The following is a 25,766-nucleotide window of genomic DNA, read 5'->3' as shown; positions in this document are numbered from 1 at the left end:
GGTCCGTGGATAGATGATCGGAAAGTGTATGTCGAAGGTCGTGCGCATTCTGTGCATCTGAGCTGCCCGTTACACCTCGGCCATGGACCTTGGCGATTTCTCGAACGATAAACAGTCCCGGCCCGACAAAGCCATTATGGACTTGCTACGTGATCCAATGCTGTGCGCAAGTCGGTGGCACTGGCGAATTCGCGTTGTGCCACCAACCGGCCGTTGTCCAGTTGCAGCCACAGTACCTTCTCTTCAGCGCCTGGGTAACGTGGCACCACGCGACTGTCGCGGTCGAGCATGACGCGGTAGTTGTAGTCACGCATGGCGGGAATGGCGAAGAGTTTGCTGACCAGTGCGGGCATACGTTGGATATCCGCGATGAAGACAGTGTGGCGGGCTTCCAGGAAGCCTTTGGGCTTGTCCTGCAAGGCGGCCTTGACCAGCTTGGCGCCGTCCATGGTGCGGGCGACCAACAGAACCTGGGTATGTGCATCCAGGCTATAGGGCTGGTCATATTGATCAAGCAAGGTCCAGGGGGCCAGGCGCTCGCCGATCTCCGTCGCCTGAGCCAGAAACGGCAGCAGGCTCAACAACAACGTAATTGCAACTCTCACTGTTCATGACCTCGTGGTTCAGGTTGTACTGATTGGCATTGTGCAGTGGCGCGGGGCTCATCACGTTTGGCGCAGCCACATCATCCATGAAGTCGCCTGTAGCAGCCCCGGGCAGCAGGATAGCAAGGTGGATTGCGGGCGTCCGCTTCCCATGCCCGTGAGGCTAAGTATTTCACCGCATCAAACGTCAGCCTTGAGGCGTAACGGGAGCTCTGGCAGATGCACTCAGGTTCAAGCATCGACGTGTGATTACTTCGGGTACAGGTGTTGGGTTGCTCTTTTTTGTCAGTGATCGTGGCGACATTTCCCCCCATGGATTGATAACTACTGTGGCTTCTCACAATGAGCGCCTGCTTTTCTCTTTGATGAGGCGCTTTTACTGACAGAGACCTCTTAGGAAATGAACTAAAAATCAAGAGCGTCATTACGGAATGGATCCGATGACATGCACGATGACGCTCATAGACGATGGGTGCGGGTTCGGATCTTGCAGGAGGAGAGTTCGGTGGGGCTGCTGAGTCATTCCTGCCACAAGGCGAAGTAGAAGGCGGCCGGCGCTGTGGGCGATCGCTACAACAGGGAGAATGCACAAATGGATTTGGGCCTTGATGAGGGTGTCGATGACACCTGCACGGTACTGTTCAAACTCAGCAAAGAGTTGTTGGACAGCCGTGGTTTTCTGTACGAACTGGCTTGCCGCCTGGAGGGTTGGGCAGAGGTTGAGGTACTGCGTGTTCAGCTTGAGGGGTACTGCTATGAGTCTCAATCCGATCTTGAGGACTTGGCAGAGGCTCTCGAGGTCTTTGAGGGACGACAAGGAAGAGACGATGACGGCGCGATTACCTGATCCCGTTGTCGACACCCCGATGATTGTGACGCTGGACGAACTGCGGGCCTATGAATACGACCCCCGGGTGAACCGCAACCCGCTGTATGACGAGATACGGGCTTCCATCCTCAGCCGTGGTTTGGACGCGCCACCACCCATCACCCGTAGGCCAGGAGAGGCGCACTTCATCATCCGCAACGGTGGTAATACACGGCTGGCGATTCTCAATGACCTCTGGCAGGAAACCCGAGACGAGCAGTTCTTTCGTATTCACTGCTTGTTTCGTCCTTGGCCGGCTCGTGGGGAGATCGTTGCCCTGGCAGGGCACCTGACGGAGAACGACCTGCACGGTGGGCTGACCTTTATCGAGCGGGCGCTGGGGGTGGAGCGGCTGAAGGCGTTCTATGAACAGGAGCTGGAAGCGCCGCTTTCCCAGCGTGAGTTGGCCAGGCGCCTTATGGCCGATGGTTACCCGGTTTCGCAGTCCCACATCAGCAAGATGCAGGACACGCTGCGCTATTTGCTGCCGGCCATTCCCAATACGTTGCACGCAGGCTTGGGTAAGCCCCAAATCGAAAAGCTGACCGCGCTGCGCCGGTTGAGTGAAAGAACTTGGTTGAAGTACGCGGGGGCAGTGGGGCAAGCGATGGATCACGCCCCCCTGTTCCAGGAGACTCTTGCTCTGTTTGACCAGGGAGACTTCAGCTACGAACGTTTCCAAGATGAGTTGCTGCATAAGATGGCGCAGTTACTGGGGCAGGATTACAACGCGCTGAAACTGGACCTCCTTGAACCCGAACGTCAGGTGTCGCAACAGCATGCGATGGAGCTTTCCCAGACAACTCCATTGTTATCGCCGCAAGCAGGGCAGGCCACTGACAACGCTCCTGGGGTATCCGAGGTGCCGGCGTCTGGCAATCCTTTGAGGGTTGGCGAAGTGGTCCCGCCTGAGCCCTTGGGCGAGCTGCCGTTCACGCTCACGGCAGAGGAACAGCCTACAGGCCTTCAGGACCCTATAGGCTCGATCACACCGGAACAAATGCCCTGCACTGAAGTGGTCGGGCCGCTGCAGATCAGTGACGACGGTGATGCGACAGCGGCTGTCGAGTCGATGCCTCAACCGTTCGTTGCCGTGCAGGTGGATGAACCCAATGGGGCGGTGGATTGTGACGATCTCGAAGGTGCTGTCGATGATCCTGAGGGTTTGCGCCAGGCGATTTTTGGTTTGGTGCGGGACATCGCCGATGAGGTGGCACTAGCGCCTGAGTTCTTCTGCGCGAGGAGCCAGGGTATCGGTTATCAGTGCATCTATCCGGTGGACTGGGGCAATGATTCGCTCACTATCACGCCAGAGGGGCCCACGCCTGAGGCGCTCATTATCCTCAATCTCTTGGAGGGATTGAGCGACGGTTGTGGACTGGTCTCAGGGCCAGCACCACTCAGGGGCAACACTAATCTGGCGTTGCCCTTTGAAATGTCCGGCGACCGATTCTCGGTCAAGCTCGGGCAATTACTTCTGGGCGGTTTGCCGCTCAACGATCAGCCGGTGTCGAGACCAGAGCGTCTCAGTGATATCGCCCTGATCAAGCTGTTCCGGGTCATACGTTTGGCTCGGCGTCTTGTTGAACGACAGGAAGATCGACCTGTGAATCAGGTTGTTTAATTACCATGGAATGGTGGAGGTACATGTGCTCCCTTTGAATTTGGCAGTCGCCTTTCAAGTTTTAGACAACATCAAAAATGGCCAACTGCGTAGCTGCCTGGCCATGGGGTTTGAAGAAAAGGACTTACAAACCCTGAGTGATCCTCACAACATGGTGGCCTTGGTGAACTCACCGGTCCCCTGGTTTAGGGTTATCGTGGATGGCACCATTGTCCAACGGTTGTTGGCCCATGCCAGAAATATGGATGAGGAGGGCATGATCCGGCGTGCGATCAGCTTGGGCGCGAGTACGGCCATGATTACTGAACTCTTTGGTTTGCCACCCAAGGAGGTCGCTGTCCGGCGTGACATTCTGGGGATTCCCTGTCGTAAGGGACGCTTACCTAAAGTCGGCCCTGAGCATGAGGCCATTCTCCGGGAGCATTGGGCCAAACTCACGAAGGAGCAGAGTACCAACCTGCAGTGTATGCGCTCCGTTTTGAAGGTAGCCATGCTGATGACTGAGCGAGAGTCAACGCAGAGTCTGGCGAAGGTCTGGAGCATTATCCAAAGCTGGATCACTCAAGACCTGCTGTGATCGCCAGCGGATCCTTCCACGGCTTTATCTCGGGGACCGCAGTGGGTCCCCGTTCGCCCTGGCAAGTGGGGAGCTGGGGGGAAGTTCTCCAGGTGATTCCACTGGAATCATACTGGCTTGGTGCTACTGAATTTTCAGTGAATCGGCACGCGGCTCGCCTGTCCCATCCCCCATCCCCCATCCTGTGAGTTCCGCTTCTCGACCTTCGCGCGTTAAAACGAATCATACGTAAACCTGTTTGTCGACTGACGCCTCGCCTGTTCCTGATGACACTGATGCCTTGACCTCAATCTATCAGGAGCCTTCCATGTCTAATCCATTTCCACTCAGTCTTGGTCCTTTGCGCAGTGCCATGGAGCTCACGCTTCACACTCACTACGCTGTTCGCATCTGGCAAGGCAGGCCGGCGGACCAGGAGAAGAGCAGCATCATCAGCCTCAACGGTTTTGTCAGCCTGGTGAACAAGATCAAGCACGGGGCTGAGCAGGATGACCCTTACGCCGACTTTTGGATGATCCGTATCCACGAGAAGCTCGTGCACTCGAAAGACGCGTTGACGCTGATTCGGGGGCAACTGGACGAGTTGATGAGATGTCTGCCCTCTGCAATGCAGGTGGGTGAAAACTTCAATGTTCACCCGGTCACGGTGCCGCTCTATATCAACACTCCGTTGGGCTTTTTGGCCGTCTACCTGCTGATTGACTACGACAACATCGCCCGCCAGTTGCTGTTGGCTAATCACACGGCTTTGATGGGGCGTCGAGATATGGAGCGCTGGATCAATGCGGGCGGGCATGTGTTGCGCAGCCTGTTTGGCTTGGCCCAGCAGTTCAAGTTTTCAGGGGTGACCCGTGAGGATTTCGCCGCCAACAATGCCGCGGCGCGTGAAGCTCGGGAGCGGTTTGGGGAGTTGCCGGCGGATGTGCTGGAGGGTACGCGTCGTTGCGAGTTTGCGCCTCAGATCATTCGGCGTCGGGTCAATGACGAGGGACGGCTGGAGGCTGTTGAAAAAGAGATTGAGGGCGGGGCCGAGGTTGAGGATGCGGTGGGCGATGGCCAGGTATCTTCCAGTGCGGGCTTGGCTGAGCCGGCGATGGGTTCCGAACGCGTGGGAGGGTGATGCCATGAGTATTTCAGGCGATATTTTTGGGGGCGATCACTCGGCGGCGTCGGGCGTTGAGGCAGAACACATTGCCTTCCAGCCGCTGCAACACACTGCCTTCCAGGCATTGGAATACACAGCCTTCCTTAAAGGGCTTTTAAAGCCTTTTAAGGGTAAGGGGGAGCTGGTTGAATTCGGGGATGTGTGCAGTCAACTGACGGGCAGTCTGATCGAGTTGGCCATCCAGGGCGTGCTGGCCCAAGCCGAGCGTTATCCGTTCACGTTGTTGCCCATTCGATTGACGAGACAGCCCACTGGAGCGGGCACAGTGTTCTTGCGTTGGAGCCGGGTGGATCGCAGCAAGATGGGCGTAGACCTGTGGGCGGAGTTGATCCGCGATGAGCGCACCTCGATTGGCCTGGTGCCCGAGCTTCATGCGCTGGAGCTGCAGCGGATCGTGATCAATATGCAGATCAGCCTGACCCACAGCATTAGTCGTCAGGCGTTTTTGTGTGCTTGCAAGGTGGAGGTGGCTGACCAGGTTTATCGCCAGCGAATGGATCAAGACGTCAGTCATCACACGGAGGGGAACTAACCATGGCCACCAATTTTTGGGGTGAGGGCAACATCGGCACGGAGCCTGAGTTCAAGGAGATCTCCAACGGTAACAACGAGCCTTACCGGCTGCTTCGGTTGAATGTTTACTTCGATAATCCGATTCCGAAAAATGATGGCAAGTACGAGGATCGAGGCGGGTACTGGGCTGGTGTTGAGGTCTGGCACAAGGACGCTGAGCGCTATTCCGAGCTCTACTGTAAAGGGATGCGGGTGCTGGTCACAGGGCGAATGCTCATGGACAAGTGGGAGGATGACAACGGTGTCGAATGTCGGGCCATGAAGGTTCAGGCCAGTCGCGTGGGGATTTTGCCGCATCGTGTCGAGAGCCTTTCCATGATGGTGCCAGAGCGTCCTGTGCCGGCTCCTGAGGCTGATGAGCCGGAATGACGGTGGAGACTTTGAGCTGGAGGGCAGTGGCCCCTTGGAAGGGCCGCTGCCGCTTTAATCAGTTCTTCTGTTTGATCGGTGCTCGCCAGTTCAAGGAGAGCACATCGCGTCGATCCTTCGGCAAAAGGCTGCCCTCACCAATATTGGTAGCGATGCCCGCGTTTGGTGACTTCCACTGGGTAGCTCCCCTTCGTACTCTCCCACACGCCGCCGCTGTTGACGGTGACGTTGACCGTTTCATCTCCCACGGTGTTGACCTGAACCTCGTTGTCGGCCGCGCGTACCGTGGCCTCTGTCGCCGCTGATATTTCCATCATGAAGGTCTTCCCGTGATCGCCCCCGGCCACGGAGCAAGAGATGAGTGATATCACGGCATTGTCCGCGAGGTAGGGCTTGATCGTCGTACCGAAGCTGGTGGGGTGAGTGTGTCGCGCGTGGTCGGTTTCGTAAGAGATGTCACAACCTGGTACATCGGACTCCGAGTGGCCGGAGATGGTAAGAAAGGCCGCGTGTGCGCCGTGCGTGCCAATAAGCAGCAAATCGACCGGCTGGGCTTTGATGAGGGCGGCGAGGAGGGTCGCGGGGTCGGGAGTGGCCGCCACGGAGGTGAAAGTGCTTGCAGAGAAGCGCTTTCGCATCACCTGGACGCAGTTCAAGTTGTCGTCGCTCGCAAAGTAAAGCACGTTTGGCATGAAGGATCCCTCCTCAAGATGCTTCATCCTGGGCATGGGGACTATCGTGCGTCAAGCCACTTTCCTTGGAACGTGGGCTGTTCGCCACTGTGATTCCACTGGAATCACTGCGAGCTTTTGCCGGTCGCTGAGCATTGCAGCGAAGAGGTGGTTTTTGTCGGGGGCGATAATCGTGGGGACAGGGAGCGGGCTCGAAACAGTGCGCAATAGATGCGGATAGAGGTGGCGTCTGGCCGTGGCCTACAATCAGCGCGTCATCCTCAGTTCACGTCATAGGGACATGTCATGCGAACGAATTTATTCCTGGGTACGCTGTGTTTCTCCTTCCTTGTCATGTCGGGCTGTCAGAGCCCTACGCATGAAGCGCTTCGATCATCGGCTACCGTGGGGGCCTCCGTCGCCTCAAACATCGTCACGCTCGACAAGGGGGGCTTCGTGCTGACGTATGACTGCACGAACCATACTGCGTTGCGTTATCAGTATGTGCTGACTGCCGATACCGGGTCGGTGCCGCGTCCCTCGTCGTTTCGTCTGGACCCGGATCTGCCCAGTGGCTGCGGTCAGCAGTCCAGTGCGGTGACTTACTCCAGTGTCGGTGGTTGGGACCGGGGACATCTCGTGACCTCCAACCACATGGATTACGACGAGACCTACATTCGACGAGCCAACTACATGACCAACATCGTGCCGCAGGTGGGCACCTTCAACCGCGGTATCTGGAAGCAGGCCGAGGAGGTTGCGGAGTGCTATCGGGATTTGGCGACGGTTCATGTCTATGGCGGTGTGGTGTACAGCGATCCGTCGAACGATTACTTCGTGGCCTCCCATGGCATCCGTACGCCGGACTATTTCTGGAAAACGGTCGTCACCACGAATGCGGCAGGAGAGACACAGGCCATCAGTTGGTACATTCCCAATCAGGCCGGCTTGGGCAATCTGGATACCTACATTCGAAGCATCAATGAGCTCGAAGCCGAGGTCGGTGTTGAGAACGTGAACATCCCGGTGTCGGCCAGTGTGAAGGCGCAAAGGCCGGCGGCTACGTGGCCTAAGCCGAGTGGGTGTGACCTCAGCTGAGCCTATAGGCGAATTGGGCTATTGCCACGATGTTGGCTTCTGGCCGGTTGCGGCGGGTTGTAATAGGCCGCCTTCGAGCAAAAGCTGCTTGATGCACTTGCCCGATTAGTCGAATTGGCGCGTGTATCTAGCGACTTGATTGGGAAACAACTCAATGTACACCGCATGTGGAACACCCAGAATGTTGACCTCAATGCAAGGAGGCATGAGTTCTTCGGTGTAATCCAGAATGCCCACGCCAGCACACGGAATGACACGGCCTGTTCGGGTCTGAACAGAGAGGTTTAAAGCAGATTGATCGGAGTGGTTTGTTCTGCACTCGCTCTGTATGCCCACGTATCCATCAGCAGGCTCGAATTCGCCGAAAGCAACACCCATGGGTGGGTCTCCAGACTCCAGAGCCGAGTGGCCCACCAGAACCGTGCCGCTGTAGATACTGAATCGCGTCATGAAATCGCCTGTTTTTAAGTGATGTGTTCTGTCTGCAGCAGTCCCGTTTTTGGTCGATTACTACTGGCCGCAATCAGACCTGGGTGGTCACCCCAACGAAGTCACCAAGCTGGTTTCGGTACCGACCAAATTCTTCGGTGGCTCGTTGATCAGCACAACTGCATCGTCACCCTGGTTCTGATAGATTAGGTAGTCGCCTGTTTCGAAGGTGATTTTGAAGGCGACAAGCCTAGCCCCCTGGTCCCATCTGTTGTCGACGACTCCTTGAACCTCTGTGATGATCTTGCCTTCAAAAAAGGGGGACGGATAAGCCGGTAAGCAGATTTTCTCTACGCCAAGAGCAGGTGCTAGCTGCATCAAGCTCGAAGGGCGCAGGGGGACCTGGATCTAGTAGATCAGCACCGACGCTTTCCCCATCGCTCAGCAAGTACATCGCAACGGCTTGATGGCCGCCACATCGCCACATTAACGATCCTATGTCTCCCGGATACTTCTCATCGTTGAAGTAGTATTGGTCATGCAACAACTCGGAAAGTCGCTGACCCAGCAGCAAACGCGCATTGCCTAGATCCTGAACCATCCTTTCGCGGGAGGCGACATAGCGGTTAAACATTGAGCGGTACCTTTGACGCATTGGAGACGGAGTCGCAGACTCTAGCCGGGCTGCTCGGGGGATGGTCGCTTTTGGCTGAAAGCGTACGCGGTCAAATTGTAGTCAGCCAACTGTTATATGCGTTCAACACAAACTCGATACATGATATGCCGCTCAAACTCGTCTTCCGGATTCTCGTAAGCTTCAAGCTTTTCCAGGAACCCTGTCTGCTCAAGTCTATCCAGGTCCTCCAGAATCCATCCCGCGGGAAAGTCGCTGGAAACGTCTTTGCCCTGGTGCTCAACCCAGTGATACACCCCGAAGGGAAGGTAACCGAGCCACTCTGATTTGTAGGTAATCTCGCCAGATTCGCTGGCGGCCACCACGGCGTCGATTTTGCTTTTAATTGTTTTTTGACGTTCATTCATGGTGTTTTCGAACTCGGCAAACTGAGTTTGCCGGTGGGGCTAGGCGCCGCGATATTTATGACAGGGCGGTGTTGTTGTCTGCGTCGGGTTGATTGCAGCCTGTCACCACCGGCTGCAATCAACCCGAAGGGGCCATCAAGTAGTAAGGGCAAGTGCCATCCCTATACTCCTGTATCACGATGGGCAGCAAACAGCGTGCAATCACGCGGCTCCGAAGACAGATTGGGGTGTACTGCGTAGCCTTGGATCTTATCTTTGAGTTGTAGCCCGGCCTGGATCAAGACCCGAGCGGACGCTTCGTTTTCGTCGTCGCAGTAGGCCCATACCTGCGTGAAGCCAGTCTGCTCCAGGAGCCAGCTCTTGAGGTAGGCGACCAGTTCACGGCCATACCCTTTACCCCACTGATGGCGGACCAATCCGAAGCCGACGGATACTCCTTCTTCACTGTCGCCAAGGTTGAGAAGGCCGATGGGTACTTCAGGGCTGTCAGCTAGTGTGATAGCGAGCAGATAGGCCGTACGTTGTTCTGCGAGTTCCGCAGCGTAATGGATCATGGTAACAGTCTGGGAGGGGGCGCTATGCCGGCCCCATGGCAGATACCTGGCGACTTCCGCATCGTTGGTATATTGGGAGTAGAGGATAGGCGCGTCTTCCCCTCGCAATGGCCGTAACGTCAGGCGTTCGGTTTGCAATCTGTCGGGTAGCAGGAAAGGGAGCATCAGAAGGACCTCTCAAGTGTCAGGAATCGAACCTAGCGTCTGCGCTCATGTGGGCTCGACATTCACAGTAGCTCCGATGGAGCCTCCAGAAACAGATACGATGAAGTCAGCCGCTTTTCGGCAGAGAGCTGCTCGTGATGAGCGGATTACCAACGCAAGGGGGCTGATCGAGAGAGGGTCAATGTCGAGGCGTTCTCCTGGGGTACCACGTAGCGACAACGTCAGTTCCGTCCAATGGCGATCATCTAAAGCGGTGCAGTCACCATCAGAATCAACATCACAGCCTGTTCCCCAGAGATGTTCGGCGATGCTGTAGAAGGCGGGCAATGGTCCCGCTGGTGTGATTTGAATGGAGTAGTGGGAGCGCATGAGTTGTTGGCTACGACCTACCAGGGAGGATGAAGGTGTCTTGGGGCTTGATGCGAAGGCAATCAGAGCCACTGTGACGCCACAAGGTTTCCGCCCGCGCAGGGGAATTACATCAGCTTTTCGAGCAAAAACGTAGTGGCTTTAATCGCCATATCTCCAAAATCACCCTCAAGGAATAGAACGTTTTCAACAATGTTTATCCCTTCAAGCTCTCCGAGCCCGCTGGAGTTTTGGACGTGAAGCGCGCCAAGTCTGATAGTCAGCTCAGCGCCGTCGGCGTTCCATGCCATCAGCTTGTATCTAGTCTCGTCATCTAGACTGACAACCATCTCGAAATAGCGATGGGCCTGGTCCACAGTGATCGATAAGACGTTGCTTTGTTCGAGCGCTTGAACATCCATGGTGAAATTTATTTTGTTTAAAGCAGCATTCTACTACAAGCGAACACCTGCCTTTGAAAGTGAAGGTCCGGGTTTGGCCGATTTCTGCCTGTCACCAAGGGCAGAAATCGACCCCAAACGGCCTTCGGGTGTCTACGAAACCGGGGCGATTCAGTTCTGACCGACCAGGCCATCGCTGGATGGCGTAATCTATAGGGGGAAATACAAGGCGCTCCTCACCAATTACACCTGATCGCTACTCGATGACAGCCCCAGCCCTAGAGAACATCCGTACTCTTCTCTCGATCAAGGCCAGACTCCATTCATTGGAAAAAGCCTAAAATAACCATTATGATGGCCTATTGCCCAGGCTTGAAGGCTAGCCTGCGCCACTTCAGCTAAGATGACGAGCAGGGAAAGCAATGAGGTCTATTTACCAAAAGTGTTTGGCTGACCAAATTCTCGCAGATTTCACATAAAAGCGCGGAATTCAAATTCAACAGAACTCCGTGGACGATTCGCGATGCTTAAATACATACTTCCCTTGGTGGCAGCTCTACTGCTGGTCGGCTGTTCGAACAATTCTGGGCAGCAGTACACCGACCAGGTCCAGGTGAGCGGTACCCCCATTGCTCACTCTTTCCAGGAGGCGGTCCGCCTCTCACAGGCGGTGCCGTTGCCGGTCAATCGTGGTCTGTTTCCCACCCGCTGGGAAATCAGCGCAACGGATCCCCGTATCGCTTCAGGTGCAGAAAAAAGTAACTATCGACTGTTCGAGTTCTCGTTACGCAAGGGCCAACGCTACAAGATCAATGTCATCTCGCTGTGCAACAACATGTGCATGGGGTTGGCAAAGAGCGCACTGAAACCCAAGGCGCTGGTGCTCGATGTGCAAGGTAATGTCGTGGCTGACAACCTGACCGGTACCAACGCCCTGGCGATCGTTTGGACCGGCGTTGCGCCGGCTGATGGTGCCTACTTGTTGATGGTTGCCGCCGACAACTCCGCCCCAGGAGAGCAGGTTTCGGTGATCAATACTCAGGTACCAGGGCACCCAACGTTGAGCATGCCTATCGGTATGGCCAGTGCGCCCTTTGGTAAGGTCATCGCTTATGTCGAATATCCAAGCGAGTAGCGACGGGCGGGGCGAAGGTTTGACCCGTTCCCCGTGACCATCACTGCAACAGATTGTCAGTCAGGTTGTCGATCTGTTGCGACAGGCCGCTTCTGGCCGTCGTGGGAGGCCGCAGGCGACCCTGAGCGGTCCGTCAAACCGCCCGAAAGGCATATTCAACGCAATGTGTCAGACACGGCCTCGAATGGAGAAGACATTGCAACAAGAGCCAAAATGTTTCGATTTGAGCAGAGTCCTGCCTATTTTGGCGCGCTAAATCACTGGTACAGTGCCGTGATCAAAAAGAAGTGGCGACCATACGAACGCACTGAATATGTCCAGCCCTTTTGTTCTGCCATCTCAGGTCGATCGAGCGGCTTGTCAGTTTCATCGTAGACAAGGTTGTAGAAGAGGTTCGGTCCAGTAGCCCCGCCGGTTCCCCCCCAATCCCACTTCCCGTATTTTGGCGACGACCCGGGTAGATTGCGGGCCAGTTCCGCGTAGTGACCACTCGTCAATTGGAATCGTATCCAGTCGGGATTGATTTCGTAGTGGGCCAAGGCCACTAGCAACCCGATCGTTAGGGCCGGCGCGCCTATGACGGAAAGTAACCTACCCCATCGGCGGTACCATAAACTGGCGATCAGCCCGACGATGAAGGTACCCATTGCAATGAGCGCGGGGACTCCAAGCAGCGGAATCATTAAGAGCCAAAGCCCATACACGCGGTCGAGTTCGTCACCAAAATAGAACACCGCGCCAGCCGCCAGCCAAACATAAAAATGAGCCGGTCTCAGCCATCCTGCGGTGCTCACCGGGGATTGATCTGCTTCGGTACTGGTTTGATTCATCGGTCCTCCGTGATCATAGTTTATTTCGCACTTCGGACAGTAGAACCTGACAACTTGGGACTCCAGCTTCCGACTATTGTCGCACTTGAGAAATCGCAGAAACTCCACGTAATGCCTCTCGTGTGCTGACCGTCGCTGTGCAGATGGTCGCCGATTTACACTCGTCCGTCGAACGGCTGTAAATGGCCCGGTTTCCGCCCAAGACATGGTCTGGCTCCCTTCGACAATCAGCTTATTACCCCTGCCAGACTCTGTACGAAAAAGTGAATCACACACATAGGATGCCAGTCGCAGAAAAATGCTGTTCCTGCATCTTAAGGTTTCTCGAGAGCTAAGTAAGAGCTCTCTCGATCACCGAACATCTCCAAAACCTGTCCTCTTAACCAAAGATGCCGCGGATCCTTATGATACCTGGCATGCCAATGATGTTTAAGGCTATAGGGCGGTATCTGCACGGGTGGTTCAATGAGCCTGACCGCCGCACTCCTGGCATATAGATTGGCCACAGTCCGTGGCAGAACCACCACCAAATCCGAACGCTCGATAATCGCTGCCATGCTCATGTAGTGGGACATTTGCAGAACAATGTTGCGTTCAATCCCTTTGTTCGCCAAGTGGGCTTCGTACATTTCCTGGCTGCGGCTGCCGTCTCGTACTTGCAAGTGTTCGAGGCCGCAAAATTCTTCGATGGAGAGTTGTTCGCCAGTGATGCGATGGCCGCTGCGAATGAGGCAGACGAGGTCGTGGGAGAACAGACGTTGTTGGTAGATGTTCGGCGCATCCAGGTCGGGGAAGTAGCCAAGCACGGAGTCGACCTTGCCTTCACGTAGCGCTTCAAGCAGGTCTTTGGGGGCGAGACTTAAACAGCGGATCTTGGCATTTGGGGCTTCTGCGCGAAGGCGGTCGAAGAGGGCGGGAAGGAAAACTACTTCACCAATTTCGCTAAGGCAAAAGGTGAACTCTTCGGTGCTGTGGGCTGGGTCGAAGGTGGGGCTGGTGAGGATTTCCTGGTCAATAGTGGCGATGACTTCGCGGGTGCGTTCAACGATGTTGCGGGCTCGCGGGGTGGGCTCCATGGTTGTACCGCTACGGACGAACAATGGATCACCGAGAGAGTGGCGCAGGCGTGATAGTGCAGCGCTGGTAGCAGGTTGACTCATGCCCAAACGTTTGGCGGCAAGGGTGACATTGCCGCAATCGTGAATGGCCAGTAGCACTCGCAAAAGGTTCAGGTCTGTGCGCATGACTATAACCATATCAAATAGATTGAATAACTAGAATTTGCTTCTGCTATTTGAGCCAGGGCGCGAGGATTGTGTCCAGACAAAAATAATACTGAGGCTTCCCTCATGATCAATCTGCATGACATCCGCTACGTGCGACTGGGCACGGCGGATATCGACCAGGCTCGCCAGTACGCCACGCAGGTGCTGGGCTTGCAGGTCGCTCGCAGCGCCAACGGAGCGGTGTATTTGCGCTCCGATAGCCGCGACCACACCCTGTGTTACTACGAAGGTGATCCCACCGAAACCACCACCGCTTTTGAACTCAACTCCAGCGCCGAACTCGACCACGCCGCGCAACTACTGGAAGACAACGGCTTTGCCGTACGCCATGGCAGTCGTGAAGAGGCCGAGCTGCGCGCGGTTGCCGAGCTGATTCACTTCCGCGATCCCAGCGGCAACCAGATTGAACTGGTGCTTGCCCCCCATGCTTATGGCGGACGTTATTTCCCGTCGCGGGATGCCGGGATAACCGGCTTCAGCCATATCGGTTTGCGTACCACCGATGCCAAGCGCGACGAAGCCTTCTGGACCCAACTGGCGAATGCCAGGGTCAGTGACCGGATCGGCGATGCGCCGCTGCTGCGTATCGATGAGGTGCACCACAAGATCGCCCTGTTTCCCTCGGTGCATCCGGGGGTGCAGCACATCAACCATCAGGTCGAGACCATCGACGACGTGATGCGCGCCTATTACTTCCTGCGTGAGCGCGGCATCAAGATCCTCTTCGGGCCGGGCCGCCATCCGACTTCGGGAGCGGTGTTCCTCTACTTCGAGGGGCCGGACGGCATGACCTACGAATACTCCACCGGGGTCAGCCACATTGCCCCCGAGCAGGAAACCACCCACCACCCTCGACAATTCCCGCTGGCGCTGTCGTCGTTCTGCGCCTGGGGCTCGAAGCCGGATATCCCGGAGTTCAAGTCATGAGTCGGACTCCCGTGGCCACGCCCCATCAACAGATCGAACTGCGAATGGCCGCCCGGGCCTTGTCCCGGGCCGGTCTGGCCCATGCCTACGGGCATTGCAGCCTGCGCCTGGATGCCGGGCATTTCCTGGTCTGCGCGGCCAAGCCCATGGGCTTGATCGAGCCAGGCGAGGACGGCGTGGTGGTTGCCATCGACGCCGAATTGCCGGCCGCAGTGCTCGGCGAAGTGCGTATTCATCAGCAGATCTATCGCCGCCGTGCCGAGGTCGGTGCGGTGATCCGCAGTATGCCGGCCCAGGTGATGACCTTGTCCTGTGCCCGCCTGACACCGCAATCGCGGCATGGCATGGGCGCCTATTTCCATTCCTCGATCCCGCTGCGGGACGACCCGCAATTGCTGCGCGACGACACCCAGGCCGCAGCCTTGGCCGAGCAACTGGCCGGCAATCCCGCGCTGGTGATGCGTGGCAACGGCGCGATTGTGGTCGGCGGCTCGCTGGGGGAGGCACTGACCCTCAACTGGTACCTGGAGGACGCCGCCCGTATCGAGTTGCAACTGCTGGCGTCCGGTCTGGCGGGGCCAGTACTCAGCACCGGGGAAACCGAGCGCCGCGCCACCAATTCGGGACGCATTTTCGAACGCATGTGGGATTACCTCACCGCCGGCGATGCCGAGGCGGGTATCCGCTTACAAGAAGAAGGAAACTGATCATGTCCAAACTGCCTCTGCGCGAGTTTCACAACTTTATTGGTAACCAGTGGGTTGAGGGTGTGCGCACCTTCGACAACCGCAACCCTGCCGACAACAGCCTGATCGGTCCGGTGCATGAAGCCGGCGAGGCCCAGGTCGATGCCGCAGTCAAGGCCGCCCGCGCGGCGTTATCCGGGCCTTGGGGCAAATTCTCCGTGGCCCAGCGCGTGGCCTTGCTGCACAAGGTCGCCGAAGGCATTGAACAACGCGCCGAAGAATTTATTGCCGCGGAAATCGCCGACACCGGCAAGCCTTACGGCCTGGCCAGTCACCTGGATATTCCCCGGGGTGCGGCGAACTTCAAGGTCTTTGCCGACCTGATCAAGAACGTGCCCACCGAAAGTTTCACCATGGACACCCCGGACGGCGGCAAGGCGGTCAATTACGGGGTGCGTGCGCCCAGGGGCGTGATTGCCGTGGTCTGCCCGTGGAACCTGCCGCTGCTGCTGATGACCTGGAAAGTCGGCCCGGCCTTGGCCTGTGGCAACACCGTGGTGGTCAAGCCTTCGGAAGAAACCCCGGCCACCGCCACCTTACTCGGCGAAGTGATGCGCGATGCCGGCGTGCCGGCTGGGGTCTACAACGTGGTCCATGGCTTTGGCGAGAACTCTGCTGGAGCCTTCCTGACCGCGCACCCGGAGGTCAATGGCATCACTTTCACCGGCGAAACCGGCACCGGTGAAATCATCATGAAGGCCGCAGCCAAGGGCCTGCGTCCGGTGTCCCTGGAACTGGGCGGCAAGAACGCCGGCGTGGTGTTCGCCGATGCCGACCTGGACAAGGCGGTGGCCGGCATCGCCCGCTCGGCCTTTGAAAACAGCGGTCAGGTCTGCCTGGGTACTGAGCGTGTCTATGTCCAGCGGCCATTGTTCGAGCGTTTTGTCCAGGCGCTCAAGGCCAAGGTCGACACCCTGCGTATCGGCGCGCCTTATGCCGAAGGCACCACTATGGGACCGCTGGTTTCCCTGGGACATCGAGAAAAAGTCCTCGGTTACTACCGCCAGGCGGTGCAGGACGGCGCGACCGTGGTCAGTGGCGGCGGGACTCCGGAAATGCCGGCGGAACTGGCCGAAGGCGCCTGGATTCAGCCGACCATCTGGACCGGCCTGGCGGAAAGCTCGGCGGTGATCCGCGAAGAGATCTTCGGCCCGTGCTGCCATATCGCGCCGTTCGACGACGAGGAAGAAGTGGTGCGGTTGGTCAACGCCACTCAATACGGTCTCGCCGCCAGCGTCTGGACCAGCAACCTGCAAGTCGCCCATCGCATGGGGGCGGCGCTGGATGTCGGGATCTGCTGGATCAACTCGTGGTTTCTGCGCGACCTGCGCACCGCCTTCGGCGGCGCCAAGCAATCGGGCATTGGCCGTGAGGGCGGTGTGCACTCCCTGGAGTTCTACACCGAACTTCGCAACGTTTGCGTTCGCTTGTGAGGCCGACCATGAATTCCCGATCCATCCAGCAACTCGGCACGGGTCTGCACCGCGCCCTGAGCGAACGCCAGGCCATCGCGCCGCTGACCGACAGCCACCCGGATCTGACGATCGAAGACGCCTACCAGATCCAGTTGGCGATGATCCAGCCCCGGCTGGACGCGGGCGAGCGGATCATCGGCAAGAAAATCGGCGTCACCAGTCAAGTGGTGATGGACATGCTCGGGGTGGATCAGCCGGACTTCGGCCATCTGCTCAGCGGCATGCTCCTGGGCGATGGCGCATCCATCGCCTGTGCCGACCTGATCGCGCCCAAGGCCGAAGGCGAAATCGCCTTTGTGCTCAAGGACGACCTGAACGGCCCTGGGGTGACCCTGGCCGATGTGCTGCGGGCCACGGCCTACGTGATGCCGTGTTTCGAGATCGTCGACTCGCGGATTCGCGACTGGAAGATCCGTATCCAGGACACCGTGGCCGACAACGCTTCGGCGGCGGCCTTTGTCCTCGGCGATGCCGGCGTCGCACCCCATGAAGTCGACCTGGCCTGTGTCGGCATGACCCTGGAAAAGAACGGTGAAATTGTTGCCACCGGCGCCGGTGCGGCGGCCCTCGGGCACCCGGCCAATGCCGTGGTCTGGCTGGCCAATACCCTCGGGCGACTGGGCATAGGCCTCAAGCGCGGCGAGGTGATTCTCTCCGGTTCGCTGGCGGCCATGGTGCCGGTCAAGCCTGGCGATCAATTGCGCATGAGCCTCGGCGGTATCGGCTCGGCCTCCGTGCGTTTCATATAAGGAAAACCTGATGAACCTGACAGCAGAAACCATCGCCGGCCTGGCCGAGCACCTGGAAAACGCCGAGCTGAACCGTGAGGCGGTGGCCAAGATCACCGACACCCATCCAGAGATGGACTGGGAAGACGCCTATGCGATCCAGGATGCGATCCGCCAACGCAAGGAGGCGCGGGGCGTGCGCATCGTCGGTCTGAAAATGGGCCTGACTTCCTTCGCGAAGATGAAGCAGATGGGCGTTACCGAACCGATCCACGGCTTTCTCACCGACTACGGCTCGTGCATGGACGGCGCGGTGATCGATATCGATTCGCTGATCCACCCCAAGGTCGAGGCGGAAATCGCCTTTGTCCTCAAGCACCCGCTCCGGGGCCCGGGTTGTCATGTCGGCGATGTACTGGCGGCGACCGACTTCATCCTGCCGGCGGTGGAGGTCATCGACTCGCGTTACGAGAATTTCCGTTTCGACCTCAAGAGCGTGATCGCCGACAACACCTCGTCAGCACGATTTGTCACCGGCGGGCAGTCGCGCAGTGCCAACGGCATCGACCTCAAGTGCCTGGGCGTGGTGCTGGAGAAAAATGGCGAAGTGGTTGCCACCGCGGCCGGCGCGGCGGTGCTCGGGCACCCGGCGCAGAGCGTGGCGATGCTCGCCAATATGCTCGCGACCCAGGGCCGTGAATTGCCGGCTGGCTGTTTCATCATGACCGGCGGTGTGACCGAAGCCATCGCGGTGGCGGCCGGCGACCAGATCACCGTGCGTTACCAGCACCTGGGCAGCGTTTCGATGCGCTTCCAGTCGCAATCATCCTGAGGAGTCGGACCATGCCCATCATGCAGGTTTTCCTGATCGAAGGCCGTGACGAAGAACAGAAGGCCCGCTTGATCTCGGCCTTGACCGAGGCGGCGGTGGAGTCGATCCAGGCGCCCCGCGAATCGGTGCGGGTGATCATCACCGAGGTGCCCAAGATCGATTTCGGCATCGCAGGCAAGACCGCCAAGGCCCTGGGCCGCTGACCGCGAGGAACACGACATGAGCGAATACAAGAAAAAAGTCGCCATCATTGGTTCCGGCAATATCGGCACCGACCTGATGATCAAGATCCTGCGCCACGGCCAGCATCTGGAAATGGCCGTGATGGTCGGCATCGATTCGGCCTCCGACGGCCTGGCCCGTGCCCAGCGACTGGGTGTGGCCACCACCCATGAAGGGGTTGAAGGCCTGGTACGGATGGCCGAGTTCGCCGACATCGATTTTGTCTTCGATGCCACCTCGGCCAGCGCCCACGTGACCAACGACGCGCTGCTACGCCAGCACAAGCCAGGCATTCGCCTGATCGATCTGACCCCGGCGGCCATCGGTCCGTACTGCGTACCGGTGGTGAACCTGGAGGCCAACCTGCAGGCGACCAACGTCAATATGGTCACCTGCGGCGGCCAGGCGACCATTCCCATGGTGGCGGCGGTGTCGCGGGTGGCGAAGGTGCACTACGCCGAAATTATCGCCTCCATCAGCAGCAAGTCGGCCGGTCCCGGGACTCGGGCCAATATCGACGAGTTCACCGAAACCACCTCGCGAGCCATCGAAGTCGTGGGCGGTGCGGGGAGGGGCAAGGCGATCATCGTGCTCAACCCGGCCGAGCCACCCTTGATGATGCGCGACACGGTGTATGTGCTGTCGCAGGCGGCGGATCAACGTGAAGTCGAAGCCTCCATCGAAGAGATGGCCCTGGCGGTGAAAGCCTATGTCCCAGGTTATCGACTCAAGCAGAAGGTGCAGTTCGAGGTGATTCCCGCCGAAGCACCGCTGCATATTCCCGGCCTGGGCCGGTTCAGCGGCCTGAAGACCACGGTGTTTCTCGAAGTTGAAGGCGCCGCCCATTACCTGCCGGCCTATGCCGGCAACCTCGACATCATGACCAGTGCCGCGTTGGCCACCGCCGAACGCATGGCCCGGTCCATGGCCCACTGAGGAGACTCCCATGACCTTCAATCCCGGCAAGAAACTCTATATCTCCGATGTGACCCTGCGTGACGGTAGCCACGCGGTGCGCCACCAGTACTCTATCGACAATGTGCAGACCATCGCCCGTGCCCTCGACAAGGCCAGGGTCGACAGTATCGAAGTCGCCCACGGTGACGGCCTGCAAGGTTCCAGCTTCAACTATGGCTTTGGTGCCCATACCGACCTGGAATGGATCGAAGCGGTCAGTGATGTGATCAGCCATGCCAAGGTGGCGACCCTGTTGCTGCCCGGCATCGGCACCGTCCACGACCTCAAGGCCGCGTACAACGCCGGGGCCCGGGTGGTCCGGGTGGCGACCCATTGCACCGAGGCGGATGTCTCGCGCCAGCACATCGAATATGCCCGCGAGCTGGGCATGGACACCGTCGGCTTCCTGATGATGAGCCACCTGACCAGCCCGCAGAACCTGGCTGTCGAGGCGAAGAAGATGGAAAGCTATGGCGCCACCTGCATCTACGTAGTGGATTCCGGCGGCGCGATGGGCATGCAGGATATCCGCGAGCGTTTTCGCGCGGTGAAGGCGGTGCTCAAGGCGGACACCGAAACCGGCATGCATGCCCATCACAACCTGTCGTTGGGGGTGGCCAACTCCATCGTTGCCGTGGAGGAGGGCTGCGACCGCATCGACGCCAGCCTCGCCGGCATGGGCGCCGGGGCCGGCAATGCGCCGCTGGAAGTGTTTATCGCCGCCGCCGAACGCCTCGGCTGGAACCACGGCACCGACCTCTACACCCTGATGGATGCGGCCGACGACATTGTCCGGCCGTTGCAGGACCGACCGGTGCGGGTCGACCGCGAAACCCTGGCCCTGGGTTACGCCGGGGTCTACTCCAGCTTCCTGCGCCATGCCGAAATCGCTGCGAAGCGCTACGGGCTCAAGGCGGTGGACATCCTCGTCGAACTGGGCGCGCGGCGCATGGTCGGCGGCCAGGAAGACATGATCGTCGACGTTGCACTGGACCTGTTGCAGAGGTCGAAAATCTACCCGACCTGAGCGTGCTGAAACTTGTTTCACCCCCACTGACAAATCCAATAACAGGGGAAACACCATGAACCACAAAACCGCCTCCATTGGCGAAATCATCGACGCCTGCGGGATATCTCGCTACCAGATCATTGTCCTGCTGCTGTGTTTCCTGGTGGTGCTGGTGGACGGTTTCGATACGGCCGTGATCGGTTATATCGCGCCGTCCCTGCGCCAGGAATGGGGCCTGCAACCCAGTCAACTGTCGCCGGCCTTTGGCGCCGGCCTGTTCGGCCTGATGTGCGGGGCCTTTCTGTTCGGCCCCATCGCCGACAAGTACGGGCGCAAGAAGGTATTGCTGGTGTCGGTGCTGATCTTCAGCTTCGGCACCCTGGCCTCGGCCTGGGCCCACTCCATCGATAGCCTCACCGCCTTGCGTTTCCTCACCGGAATCGGCCTCGGTGGCGCGATGCCGACCTGCATCACCTTGAGCGCCGAGTATTCGCCGCTGCGGCGGCGAATGATCATGGTGACCCTCAGCTACAGCGGTTTCACCACGGGCCTGGCCCTGGGGGGGGCGGTGGCGAGCCAGATCATCCCGACCTTCGGTTGGCGTGGCGTGTTGCTGATCGGCGGGATGGCACCACTGCTGTTACTGCCGCTGCTGGCCTGGTACTTGCCAGAGTCGGTGCGCTATATGGCCGCGCATCCGCGTTATACCGTGGCCTTGCGCACGGTGGTGGAGAAGATTAGCGGGCGCCGCGACTGGGACGAGGTGACCTTTGTCGAGGACCAGCGGCCGGTGGTCGAACGCTCACCGATCTCGCAACTCTTCAGCGAAGGCCGGGCGCTGCGCACGCTGCTGCTGTGGGGCACGTTCTTCTGCTCGTTGTTTGTCTTCTACCTCCTGACCAGTTGGTTGCCGAGCATCCTCAAGGACGCCGGCTATGACATCGCCAGCTCGGCGCGGATCGGTGCCATGGTGCCTCTGGGCGGGACCCTCGGAGCGGTTTTCATGGCGCTTCTGATGGACCGGGTCAGTCAGTACAAGGTGCTGGGCCTGGCCTACCTCGGCGCGGCGCTAGTGATCGCGCTGGTGGGCTTTGCCCTGGGTCAGGCGGCCTGGCTGACCGTGGCGGTGTTCTTCGTCGGCTTCGGAGTAGCCGGGGCGCAGAACGGCCTGAACCTTCTCTCCGCAAGCATCTATCCGACCACGGCACGGGCCACCGGGGTGAGCTGGGCCATGGCCAACGGCCGAGTTGGCTCGATCATCGGTTCGATGCTCGGTGCCTGGCTGATCGCCCAGTTGGGCCAGCCCAAGCTGTTCTTTATCGCCCTGGCGGTACCAGCTTTGCTCGGTTCTATCGCGATCTTCTCGTTGCAGCGCTTTGCGGTGCGCGAAGACCTGAGTGAACCGCAGGTGTCCGCCGCCCACTGAGGCACTGACGCCGACTCACAGACACAACTTCACCAATCCTGCCGTTCGCGGCAGGAGGGGCCGCGCTTTGCCCGCGTTCGGCCCCGAGCTCCCGACAATAAAAAAACCAAGGGTGTCACTACCATGCGTCAACTCAAGATGATCTCGCGTGCCTTCAAACCCATGGCCTTCGGCCTCTCGCTGCTGACCCTGGTCATCGCGCAGCAGAGCCGCGCCGATGGCTTTATCGACGATGCCAAGGCCAAGCTCGACCTGCGTAACGTCTACTTCAACCAGGACAACCGCAGCGGTGCGGCGGCACCGTCGAAACTGCAGGAGTGGGGCCAGGGCTTTATCCTCAACTTCACCTCTGGCTACACCCAGGGCCCGGTGGGCTTCGGCGTCGATGCGCTGGGCATGCTCGGGGTACGCCTGGACTCGGGCAAGGGCACCCATGGCAATCCGACCGCTGCGGCCCAGGGTGGCTTCGTCTTTCCCAGTGACGCCAGCGGCCGCGCCGTGGATGACTTCGCCACTCTCGGCCTGACCGGCAAGATCCGCATCGCCAAGACCGAACTCAAGGCTGGCACCTTGCTGCCAAAGATGCCGATCCTGATCTACAACGACGGGCGCCTGTTGCCGGAAACATTCCAGGGTGTGCAGGTAACCTCACGGGACTTTGATCACTTCACCCTGACCGGCGGGCAGGTCAGCGCGGTCAAGAGCCGCAACTCGTCGAACAACGAAGACCTGGCAATTGCCGGGGCAGGTGGGCCGGCCGGACGGCGCAGCAACAAATTCAATTTTGCCGGGGTCGACTACCAGGTCGATTCGAGCCTGCTGTTGCAGTACTACTACGGCAATCTGGAGGACTTCTACCAGCAGCACTTCCTCGGTCTGGTGCAGACGCAACAGCTACCGGTGGGTAGCCTCAAGACCGACCTGCGTTTCTTCGACAGCTCCTCCGCCGGCTTGAACGGAACCCTGGCCGGGCGTCAGGAGGGTTATGTGAGCAGCGGTTATCACAACAACGGCGAAGTGGATAATCGTGCCTTGGCCGGGTTGTTCACCTACAGCCTGGGCGGCCATGCCGTGAGCCTGGGTTATCAGCACCTCAATGGTTCCAGTGATTTTCCGTTTCTCAACCAGGGCGACGGTTCCTCGACCTACCTGATCACCGACCGCCAGACCGGTGCCCGCTTCCAGCGTGCAGGAGAGAACACCTGGGTCGCACAGTATGGCTACAACTTTGCGGTGATGGGGATGCCGGGTCTGACCAGTCAGGTCATCTATCAGCGTGGCGGTGGTATCAAGTCCGATCAAGGTGACCAACACGAATGGGAGCGTGACTTGATGATCAGCTACACGTTCCAGAGCCCGATGTTGCGGGGATTCGGCATGCAATGGCGCAACGCGATGCTGCGCAGCAGCGTTACCACCCAACGGGACCTGGACGAAAACCGCCTTTACCTGACCTACACCCACGATTTTTTTTGAGGAGCGGATGATGAGCCGTTTACTGGAAGTACGTATTGCCCGCCGAAAGGAAGAAGCCGAGGGCATTATCTCTCTGGAGTTGGTTGATCCTGCTGGCAATGGGCTGCCAGCGTTTGAGGCCGGAGCACACATTGAGGTCCAGGTCGCTCCAGGCCTTAGCCGCCATTACTCTCTCTGTGGTTCGCCCGAAGATCGTCAAGTTTACCGCTTGGGAGTCTTGCGCGAGCCTGTTTCAAGGGGGGGCTCGGCAAGAATTCATGAACAGTTTCACGAAGGCTTGCTGATTGCGATTAGCCCTCCGAGCAACCAGTTTCGCCTACAGGAGGGAGCGGGGCATTCATTGCTGGTGGGGGGAGGGATCGGCATTACGCCGATCCTGGCCATGGCCTGGCGGCTGCACGAGATTGGCGCATCGTTTGAAGTGCATTACTGCGTACGTAACCGGGGGCGTGCTGCTTTCCTGGAGTTGCTGACGCAGGCACCGTTTGCCGACAAGGTGAGGCTGCATATCGATGACGATGGGCAGCGGCTTGATATTCCTGGCTTGCTGCGAGGGCCAGAGACACAACGGCATGTCTACGTCTGTGGTCCAGCAGGTTTCATGGATGCAGTGATAGGCACTGCGCACCGGCAGGGGTGGCCGGCGGCGAACGTGCATTGCGAGTACTTCGCCGCCGAGGTCGACGTCGCCGGCGAAGGATTCACCCTACACGCGGAACGATCCGGCTTGACCTTGCAGGTGCCCGAGGGTCGAAGCATCGCCCAGGTGTTGCTGGAGGCTGGGGTCCAGGTGCCGCTGTCGTGCGAACAGGGTGTATGCGGCACCTGCCTGACCCGGGTATTGGAAGGCATTCCCGATCACCGTGACCTGTTCCTCACTGAGGAGGAAAAGGCTTCAAACAATCAGATATTGCTGTGTTGTTCCCGGGCCAGCAGTGCGTTTTTACGACTGGATATTTGAAGGAGATCATCATGAGTTTTTTGCGCAATTGCTGGTATGTCGCCGGTTGGGCCGACGAGTTGATCGAAGGTCAACTACTGCCCCGAACCGTGCTCAACGAAAAAATCGTACTGTTTCGCGACAGCAAAGGCACCTTACAGGCGCTGCAGGATCGCTGCCCTCATCGATTCGTACCACTGCACTTAGGGCGCCTTCACAATGACAGAATTCAATGTGCCTATCATGGACTGAGCTTTGATTGCAGCGGTGCCTGTGTGCATAACCCTCATGGCAACGGTGCGATTCCCAATGCTGCCCGGGTGCGGGTCTACCCGATGCAGGAGCGTCACGGTTTCGCCTGGATTTGGATGGGCGAACCGGACCGAGCCGACCCGGCATTGATTACCGATTTCAGTGCGATGGACCCGCAAACGGCTTACATCGGAAAGAGCTACTTGCACGTGAAAGCCAACTACGTGCTGGAGACTGATAACATTCTTGACCTGAGTCATATTGAGTTTCTGCACGGTAACTCTTTGGGCAGTGCCGCCGTGGCCCAAGGTGTCATTGAGGTTGAACAGCATGGCGAAGTTGTACACTCCAAACGTACCACCCACAACGAGCAACTGACGCCCGATCTGGAGCGTTTACGCGGTATTCCCAGTGGGCAACGGGTTGATCGCTGGCTCGACGTGCGATGGAATGCGCCGTCCAATCTGCTGCTTAACAGCGGTTACACCCCGAGCGGAGAGCCTCGAGAGAACGGTCGCTCGGTATATGTCGCGCATGTCTTCACCCCGGAGACCGCCGGTACCACTCACTACTGGTTTGGCATTGCCTTTCCCAAAGAACTCGGTGAAGAAGGCAGGCGGCTTGCTGAAGAAAATATCCAGTGGTTGCTTCAACCCTTTACCACCGAAGACATGCCCATGCTCCAAGCCCAGCAGGAGGTGATAGGCGACCAGGATTTCTGGGCGCTCAAGCCGGTATTGCTGGCCAGTGATGGCGGTGCGGTACGCGCCAGGCGCCTTTTGGAGAAGATGATCCAGCAAGAACAGAACATGACGAATACTCGCCATGAAAGCCCCTCATTGTCGATGGAAACAGCTCTCCAACGATCTGAAAATCCATAGCAGAACTCCCTATGGAGCGATTAAGTGAATAAGTGGCTCTGCAATCTTAGCGTCAACCTCAAGCTGACTTTGGGCCTCGGACTGGTATTGGCACTTACTGAACGAGCCCCATGAAAGACAGGACACCGTTCCCCCCTTAAGATACGACCGTTCCGC

The 25,766-nt window shown here is 58.5% G+C and carries 29 protein-coding genes; 20 read left to right on the top strand and 9 right to left on the bottom strand.

The features are described from left to right. Window positions 1-134: 134 nt before the first annotated feature. Complete coding sequence (locus M5C56_RS17315) at window positions 135-605, bottom strand: FAD/FMN-containing dehydrogenase (protein WP_103498053.1); 471 nt, start codon at window positions 603-605, stop codon at window positions 135-137. A gap of 559 nt (window positions 606-1,164) precedes the next feature. Between M5C56_RS17315 and M5C56_RS17310 the strand changes: the two genes are divergently transcribed. From M5C56_RS17310 to M5C56_RS17285, 6 genes are all read left to right on the top strand, one after another. Beyond that, complete coding sequence (locus M5C56_RS17310; protein ID WP_247263233.1) at window positions 1,165-1,452, top strand: hypothetical protein; 288 nt, start codon at window positions 1,165-1,167, stop codon at window positions 1,450-1,452. After that, window positions 1,433-3,097, top strand: a complete 1,665-nt coding sequence (locus M5C56_RS17305; RefSeq protein ID WP_247263234.1) for a ParB family protein — start codon at window positions 1,433-1,435, stop codon at window positions 3,095-3,097. The genes M5C56_RS17310 and M5C56_RS17305 overlap by 20 nt, the downstream gene beginning before the upstream one ends. A 25-nt stretch (window positions 3,098-3,122) precedes the next feature. After that, window positions 3,123-3,674 (top strand): STY4526/YPO1902 family pathogenicity island replication protein, encoded by a 552-nt coding sequence (locus M5C56_RS17300; RefSeq protein WP_103498057.1) that lies wholly within the window; start codon window positions 3,123-3,125, stop codon window positions 3,672-3,674. A 307-nt stretch (window positions 3,675-3,981) separates the two neighbouring features. Further along, the gene (locus M5C56_RS17295) at window positions 3,982-4,794 is read left to right on the top strand and encodes a PFL_4669 family integrating conjugative element protein (RefSeq protein ID WP_103498056.1); all 813 of its coding nucleotides are present in this window, start codon (window positions 3,982-3,984) and stop codon (window positions 4,792-4,794) included. Between the two features lie 4 nt (window positions 4,795-4,798). Then, window positions 4,799-5,371: a DUF3158 family protein gene (locus tag M5C56_RS17290; RefSeq protein WP_247263235.1), complete on the top strand. Its 573-nt coding sequence runs from the start codon at window positions 4,799-4,801 to the stop codon at window positions 5,369-5,371. Between the two features lie 2 nt (window positions 5,372-5,373). Further along, window positions 5,374-5,781 (top strand): single-stranded DNA-binding protein, encoded by a 408-nt coding sequence (locus M5C56_RS17285; RefSeq protein WP_103495316.1) that lies wholly within the window; start codon window positions 5,374-5,376, stop codon window positions 5,779-5,781. A gap of 134 nt (window positions 5,782-5,915) precedes the next feature. On the opposite strand, the gene M5C56_RS17280 is transcribed toward M5C56_RS17285, so the two are convergent. Beyond that, window positions 5,916-6,473 carry a DUF4347 domain-containing protein gene (locus tag M5C56_RS17280; protein ID WP_178129999.1) on the bottom strand — a complete coding sequence of 186 codons (558 nt, stop codon included), beginning with the start codon at window positions 6,471-6,473 and terminating at the stop codon, window positions 5,916-5,918. Between the two features lie 285 nt (window positions 6,474-6,758). On the opposite strand from M5C56_RS17280, the gene M5C56_RS17275 reads away from it, so the two are divergent. Next, window positions 6,759-7,550 (top strand): DNA/RNA non-specific endonuclease, encoded by a 792-nt coding sequence (locus M5C56_RS17275; RefSeq protein ID WP_247263236.1) that lies wholly within the window; start codon window positions 6,759-6,761, stop codon window positions 7,548-7,550. Window positions 7,551-7,655: 105 nt separating this feature from the next. On the opposite strand, the gene M5C56_RS17270 is transcribed toward M5C56_RS17275, so the two are convergent. From M5C56_RS17270 to M5C56_RS17250, 5 genes are all read right to left on the bottom strand, one after another. After that, a complete protein-coding gene (locus M5C56_RS17270) occupies window positions 7,656-7,928 on the bottom strand; it encodes a hypothetical protein (RefSeq protein ID WP_103495314.1) in 273 nt (90 codons plus the stop codon). Window positions 7,929-8,087: 159 nt separating this feature from the next. Further along, window positions 8,088-8,357, bottom strand: a complete 270-nt coding sequence (locus M5C56_RS17265) for a hypothetical protein (RefSeq protein WP_247263237.1) — start codon at window positions 8,355-8,357, stop codon at window positions 8,088-8,090. Window positions 8,358-8,726: 369 nt separating this feature from the next. After that, window positions 8,727-9,020: a hypothetical protein gene (locus M5C56_RS17260; RefSeq protein ID WP_103495313.1), complete on the bottom strand. Its 294-nt coding sequence runs from the start codon at window positions 9,018-9,020 to the stop codon at window positions 8,727-8,729. 161 nt (window positions 9,021-9,181) lie between these two features. Continuing rightward, the gene (locus M5C56_RS17255) at window positions 9,182-9,739 is read right to left on the bottom strand and encodes a GNAT family N-acetyltransferase (protein ID WP_103495312.1); all 558 of its coding nucleotides are present in this window, start codon (window positions 9,737-9,739) and stop codon (window positions 9,182-9,184) included. A gap of 476 nt (window positions 9,740-10,215) precedes the next feature. Then, the gene (locus tag M5C56_RS17250; protein ID WP_103495310.1) at window positions 10,216-10,509 is read right to left on the bottom strand and encodes a hypothetical protein; all 294 of its coding nucleotides are present in this window, start codon (window positions 10,507-10,509) and stop codon (window positions 10,216-10,218) included. A gap of 502 nt (window positions 10,510-11,011) precedes the next feature. Here M5C56_RS17250 and M5C56_RS17245 point away from each other — a divergent pair. Then, the gene (locus tag M5C56_RS17245; protein ID WP_103495309.1) at window positions 11,012-11,623 is read left to right on the top strand and encodes a hypothetical protein; all 612 of its coding nucleotides are present in this window, start codon (window positions 11,012-11,014) and stop codon (window positions 11,621-11,623) included. Window positions 11,624-11,880: 257 nt separating this feature from the next. On the opposite strand, the gene M5C56_RS17240 is transcribed toward M5C56_RS17245, so the two are convergent. Both M5C56_RS17240 and M5C56_RS17235 read right to left on the bottom strand, forming a co-directional pair. Further along, the gene (locus tag M5C56_RS17240) at window positions 11,881-12,453 is read right to left on the bottom strand and encodes a hypothetical protein (RefSeq protein ID WP_103495308.1); all 573 of its coding nucleotides are present in this window, start codon (window positions 12,451-12,453) and stop codon (window positions 11,881-11,883) included. Window positions 12,454-12,767: 314 nt separating this feature from the next. Beyond that, on the bottom strand, window positions 12,768-13,697 hold the full coding sequence (locus tag M5C56_RS17235; RefSeq protein WP_103495323.1) for a LysR family transcriptional regulator: 930 nt from the start codon (window positions 13,695-13,697) through the stop codon (window positions 12,768-12,770). A gap of 105 nt (window positions 13,698-13,802) precedes the next feature. Here M5C56_RS17235 and M5C56_RS17230 point away from each other — a divergent pair, with 105 nt between their 5' ends. The 12 genes from M5C56_RS17230 (at window position 13,803) to M5C56_RS17175 (ending at window position 25,610) form a co-directional block, all read left to right on the top strand. Next, complete coding sequence (locus tag M5C56_RS17230) at window positions 13,803-14,666, top strand: VOC family protein (protein ID WP_103495307.1); 864 nt, start codon at window positions 13,803-13,805, stop codon at window positions 14,664-14,666. Beyond that, a complete protein-coding gene (locus tag M5C56_RS17225) occupies window positions 14,663-15,373 on the top strand; it encodes a class II aldolase/adducin family protein (protein WP_247263238.1) in 711 nt (236 codons plus the stop codon). The genes M5C56_RS17230 and M5C56_RS17225 overlap by 4 nt, the downstream gene beginning before the upstream one ends. Before the next feature lie 17 nt (window positions 15,374-15,390). After that, on the top strand, window positions 15,391-16,845 hold the full coding sequence (locus M5C56_RS17220; RefSeq protein ID WP_247263250.1) for a 2-hydroxymuconic semialdehyde dehydrogenase: 1,455 nt from the start codon (window positions 15,391-15,393) through the stop codon (window positions 16,843-16,845). An 8-nt stretch (window positions 16,846-16,853) separates the two neighbouring features. Next, on the top strand, window positions 16,854-17,636 hold the full coding sequence (gene dmpE, locus M5C56_RS17215) for a 2-oxopent-4-enoate hydratase (protein WP_103495306.1): 783 nt from the start codon (window positions 16,854-16,856) through the stop codon (window positions 17,634-17,636). A 10-nt stretch (window positions 17,637-17,646) separates the two neighbouring features. Next, entirely contained in the window at window positions 17,647-18,447 is an 801-nt protein-coding gene (gene dmpH, locus M5C56_RS17210) for a 2-oxo-3-hexenedioate decarboxylase (RefSeq protein ID WP_103495305.1), read from the top strand. Between the two features lie 11 nt (window positions 18,448-18,458). Continuing rightward, window positions 18,459-18,650, top strand: a complete 192-nt coding sequence (locus M5C56_RS17205; protein WP_103495304.1) for a 2-hydroxymuconate tautomerase family protein — start codon at window positions 18,459-18,461, stop codon at window positions 18,648-18,650. Between the two features lie 16 nt (window positions 18,651-18,666). Further along, the gene (locus M5C56_RS17200; RefSeq protein ID WP_103495303.1) at window positions 18,667-19,605 is read left to right on the top strand and encodes an acetaldehyde dehydrogenase (acetylating); all 939 of its coding nucleotides are present in this window, start codon (window positions 18,667-18,669) and stop codon (window positions 19,603-19,605) included. A gap of 10 nt (window positions 19,606-19,615) precedes the next feature. Further along, entirely contained in the window at window positions 19,616-20,653 is a 1,038-nt protein-coding gene (gene dmpG, locus M5C56_RS17195; protein ID WP_103495302.1) for a 4-hydroxy-2-oxovalerate aldolase, read from the top strand. A gap of 55 nt (window positions 20,654-20,708) precedes the next feature. Further along, window positions 20,709-22,061 carry an aromatic acid/H+ symport family MFS transporter gene (locus tag M5C56_RS17190; protein WP_103495301.1) on the top strand — a complete coding sequence of 451 codons (1,353 nt, stop codon included), beginning with the start codon at window positions 20,709-20,711 and terminating at the stop codon, window positions 22,059-22,061. 138 nt (window positions 22,062-22,199) lie between these two features. Beyond that, window positions 22,200-23,537, top strand: a complete 1,338-nt coding sequence (locus M5C56_RS17185) for an OprD family porin (protein WP_247263251.1) — start codon at window positions 22,200-22,202, stop codon at window positions 23,535-23,537. 7 nt (window positions 23,538-23,544) lie between these two features. Next, on the top strand, window positions 23,545-24,498 hold the full coding sequence (locus M5C56_RS17180) for a PDR/VanB family oxidoreductase (RefSeq protein WP_103495300.1): 954 nt from the start codon (window positions 23,545-23,547) through the stop codon (window positions 24,496-24,498). An 11-nt stretch (window positions 24,499-24,509) separates the two neighbouring features. Further along, window positions 24,510-25,610 (top strand): aromatic ring-hydroxylating dioxygenase subunit alpha, encoded by a 1,101-nt coding sequence (locus M5C56_RS17175; RefSeq protein WP_247263239.1) that lies wholly within the window; start codon window positions 24,510-24,512, stop codon window positions 25,608-25,610. Window positions 25,611-25,766: the final 156 nt, after the last annotated feature.

It is taken from the genome of Pseudomonas sp. MWU13-2862 (assembly GCF_023242495.1).
Taxonomy (GTDB): Bacteria; Pseudomonadota; Gammaproteobacteria; order Pseudomonadales; family Pseudomonadaceae; genus Aquipseudomonas; species Aquipseudomonas gingeri_D.
Note: the sequence above shows the minus strand (reverse complement) of the source record. Positions and strands in the feature narration are given on the sequence as shown.